General features: G+C 62.6%; 1 protein-coding gene. It reads left to right on the forward strand.

Features of this window, described 5'->3' with window-relative positions:
- Nucleotides 1–199 precede the first annotated feature (199 nt).
- Nucleotides 200–1,138, forward strand: coding sequence for an IS110 family RNA-guided transposase (locus RFM40_RS33550; RefSeq protein WP_320230401.1), 939 nt, complete (start codon nucleotides 200–202; stop codon nucleotides 1,136–1,138).
- Nucleotides 1,139–1,167 lie beyond the last annotated feature (29 nt).

Raw genomic sequence — 1,167 nt, forward strand, 5'->3', positions numbered from 1 at the left:
GCCCCTTGTATCTGCACGGACAGAGATTTGTGCGATGGAAGCGACTGAGCCTCGAACCGGACGGCCATCCGATTCGAGGCTTGGCGGAGTCGCCCGACGCCCCTTCGGTCACAACCGACAATGAGCCTGGGATCTTCGCCTTCGTCACGTACGACCGAATAGTCGCTTGGCTCCAATCGCACGCACAAGGCAGGTTACCGTGAACAAGATCATATGTGGAGTGGATGTTTCGAAAGGATGGCTCGATGCCCATGTCGAGCCGAGCGGGGCGGCGGGCCGTTTCCGTAACGATGCGGCAGGCGTCGCCGACCTGGCGGCTTGGTGTCAGGGCCATGGCGTCGAACTTGTCGTCATGGAGGCCAGTGGCGGCTACGAACGGCTGGCCTTCCTGCTGTTGTGGGAGATGGGGCAACCCTGCGGCATGGCCAACGCCCGCAGCGTTCGCTACTTCGCCGAGGCAATGGGCTTCCTGGAGAAGACCGACAGGATCGATGCCGCCATGATCGCCTGCTATGGCCTGGTCAAGCAGCTCAAGCCAATGCCGCCGCCATGCGCGGCCCAGCAGCGGCTCAAGGCACTGGTTGCGCGGCTTTCGCAGGTGGGAGGTGATCTCACCATCCAAAAGCAGCGCAAGAGTGCGGCCGCCGACACCGAGACCATCGCCAGCCTCGATGAGGTCATCGCGCTGCTCGTGCGTCAGAGCCGCAGGCTTGAGGGTGAGATTGCCTCGCTCATCGACGATGATCCGTTGTGGGCATGCCTTGACCGGGCCTTTCGCTCGCTTAAAGGGGTCGCCTCTCGTACCGTGGCGCGGCTGATGGCGCAGTTGCCCGAGATCGGCATCGTCTCCAACAGGGCCATCGCCAAGCTGGCCGGCTTGGCGCCGATCGCCAATGACAGCGGTAAGCGCAGCGGCCGAAGACCGGTACGTGGCGGTCGCGCCGGACCGCGCGGCGTCCTCTTCCTCGTTGCCAGCATCGTTGCCAAATATGATCCGCATCTGGCTGCTTTCCAGCAACGGTTGCAGGCGGCCGGGAAGGAAAAGATGGTCATCCGCATCGCGCTCGCCAGAAAGCTGCTCGTCATTCTCAATGCAAAAGCACGCGACGCGCGAAGCGAGTTCGCAAATGCAACTTGACACCTCAGATAGTCGCTCATTGCCCTGCC

The sequence above is a fragment of the Mesorhizobium captivum genome, assembly GCF_033977165.1.
Lineage (GTDB): Bacteria > Pseudomonadota > Alphaproteobacteria > Rhizobiales > Rhizobiaceae > Mesorhizobium > Mesorhizobium captivum.